Source organism: Lelliottia sp. RWM.1 (assembly GCF_016859735.1).
Lineage (GTDB): Bacteria > Pseudomonadota > Gammaproteobacteria > Enterobacterales > Enterobacteriaceae > Enterobacter.
This window is the reverse complement of sequence record NZ_WLVC01000143.1, coordinates 1-610: the sequence shown is the minus strand read 5'-3', so window position 1 is coordinate 610 and position 610 is coordinate 1. Positions and strand designations below refer to the sequence as shown.

The 610-nt window shown below is 44.9% G+C and carries 1 protein-coding gene; it reads left to right on the top strand.

Translation table 11 applies throughout. The annotated features are described in order from the left end of the window. Window positions 1-97 precede the first annotated feature (97 nt). Window positions 98-532, top strand: a complete 435-nt coding sequence (gene tnpA / locus GF617_RS26955; RefSeq protein WP_181623715.1) for an IS200/IS605 family transposase — start codon at window positions 98-100, stop codon at window positions 530-532. Window positions 533-610: the final 78 nt, after the last annotated feature.

Here is a 610-nt window from a genome sequence, read left to right as displayed (position 1 = left end):
GGGAGGTGGTGATTGCTCCTGTAAGGCTATAGCCTGAAGAATGCCCATGCCGGAATATCTCTGCTTACTCACCACAAGTAAAAGGAGACAAACCGACATGGGGCTTTACAGGAGTTCATCACATGTATATTGGCGTTGTAAATACCACATAGTCTGGACGCCTAAGTACCGCTTCAGGATCCTCAAAGATAAGTTGGGCAAGGAACTTTACAGAACAATCTATATTCTCTGTGGAATCAAAGATTGTGAGGTTCTGGAGCTAAATGTTCAGCCAGATCATGTACATCTTGTAGTAATCGTTCCGCCGAAGCTCTCAATATCAACCCTGATGGGTCATCTCAAAGGCCGTAGCGCGATCAGGCTGTACAACCGTTTTCCACATATCAGAAAGAAGCTATGGGGAAACCATTTTTGGTCCCGTGGCTATTTTGTGGATACGGTAGGAGTGAATGAAGAAATTATCAGACGATACGTGAGGCATCAGGAGAAAACGGAACAAACGCATGAACAGCAGATGGAATTGCTAGAGTAGTAAACGGAAAGTGACAATAGCCCCCCTTACAGGGGGCATTCTCAAAAGCCACCTTCTAAGAAGGTGGTCTTTTACTTT

Bases quoted from the DNA above. Each gene is read 5' to 3' on its own strand.
- tnpA (WP_181623715.1), top strand. From the start codon at position 98: ATGGGGCTTTACAGGAGTTCATCACATGTATATTGGCGTTGTAAATAC.